The organism is Paracoccus denitrificans (genome assembly GCF_900100045.1).
In the GTDB taxonomy this organism is placed as follows: Bacteria; Pseudomonadota; Alphaproteobacteria; order Rhodobacterales; family Rhodobacteraceae; genus Paracoccus; species Paracoccus denitrificans.
In genome coordinates this window covers 1-1298 of sequence record NZ_FNEA01000088.1, presented here as the reverse complement: position 1 = coordinate 1298, position 1298 = coordinate 1, and the positions used below count along the sequence as shown (strand labels likewise).

Here is a 1298-nt window from a genome sequence, read left to right as displayed (position 1 = left end):
GACGCCGCCCTGATCCTGACCGAGGACCCCGACCTGACGGTCGTCATCATGCCGATGCGGATGTGAGCGATGGGCCAGCATCCTTCCTATGACGAATTCCTGCGCGCCAAGGCCGCCATCGCGCCGCGCTTCGGCGGCATGCAGGTGGACGAGGCGACCCTGAACCCCGCCCTGAAACCGCACACCCGCCGCATGGTGAGCTGGGGCCTGCAAGGCGGCCGGCGCGCATGGTTCGCCAGCTTCGGCCTGCACAAGACCGCGACGCAGCTGGAGACCATGCGCGTGCTGACCGAGACGACGGGCCAGCCGACGCTGATCACTGCGCCGCTGGGCGTTCGGCGCGAGTTCATGCGCGAGGCGCAGGAGCGGTTCCGGGGCTCCTTTGCCGTGGACCTGAAATTCATCCGCGACAGCGATCAGGTCGACGGCCCGGGCATCTACCTGACCAATTACGAATCGGTGCGCGATGGCAAGGTCCAGCCCGATCCGTTCATCGGCGTCAGCCTGGACGAGGCGGCAATCCTGCGCGGCTTCGGTGGCACCAAGACCTTCCGGGAGTTCATGGCGCTATTCGCCGGCGACGACCGGCGCGACCAGTCCAACCGGATCAAGACCGCCGGCGTCCCCTATCGCTTCGTCGCCACCGCCACGCCCAGCCCGAACGATTACATCGAGCTGCTGTCCTACGCCGGCTTCCTCGACGTGATGGATATCGGCCAGGCCAAGACCCGGTTTTTCAAGCGCAACAGCGAGAAGGCCGACCAGCTGACCCTGATGCAGCACAAGGAACGGGAATTCTGGCTGTGGGTCGCGTCCTGGGCGCTGTTCGTCACTAAGCCCAGTGATCTGGACCCGTCGTTTTCAGACGAGGGCTACGACCTGCCGCCCCTCGACGTGCGCTGGCACGAACTGCCGGTCGATCACCTCGCCGGCGCCGCGGTCGAGAAGAGCGGCCAGAAACGCATGTTCAAGGACGTCGCGCGCGATCTGAAGGTGGCAGCACGCGAAAAACGCACCAGCATTGGCGGTCGGATCGAGAAGCTGATGGAGATCCGCGCCGAGGACCCGGCCGCGCACCGGATCATCTGGCACGATCTGGAGGCCGAGCGCGCCGCGCTGGAAAAGACGGTGCCCGGCATCGCCACGGTTTACGGTTCCCAGGACCTCGACCAGCGCGAGGAGCTGATCGGCGATTTCGCCGATGGCCGGGTGCAGGAGCTGGGCGCCAAGCCGGTGATGTTGGGCAGCGGGACCAACCTGCAACGGCACTGCGCCTGGCACGTCTTTCTCGGCATCGG

1 protein-coding gene is annotated in these 1298 nt (G+C 66.3%); it reads left to right on the top strand.

Annotation, left to right across the window (positions count from 1 at the left end; genetic code table 11):
- Positions 1-69: 69 nt before the first annotated feature.
- A partial coding sequence (locus BLT64_RS25900) for a DEAD/DEAH box helicase family protein (RefSeq protein ID WP_496559554.1) occupies positions 70-1298 on the top strand: 1229 nt, incomplete at its 3' end.